Raw genomic sequence first — 274 nt, 5'->3', positions numbered from 1 at the left:
TTACGGAAGCCTTTGCGGACAAGGAACTGATCGGCTGGTATCTCGATGAGTTAAGGAAGAAGTATCCGCGTTATCTTTCAGCTCAGTTCGAACGGATGGAAGACGCCATCCGCGCACACTTGCCTTATGTGGACGAGGCACTTGAGAAGGCCAGGCTATTGAACTTAGTAAGCGCAAATGACTTCCGTGATATCGCCTCTTCCCTGGCAAGGGACTCAAAGGAGAAAAAGAACGGAAAGACCGAAGCATGGGTTTCTGCCTACGAGCACCTCCG

1 pseudogene is annotated in these 274 nt (G+C 51.1%); it reads left to right on the top strand.

Annotated elements, in window-relative coordinates:
• Positions 1-274 (top strand): annotated as a pseudogene (locus AC6CHQ_RS16415) (hypothetical protein); the annotation flags it as partial.

Source organism: Bhargavaea sp. GQ12 (assembly GCF_059758705.1).
This window is presented reverse-complemented; position numbering and strand designations above follow the sequence as displayed.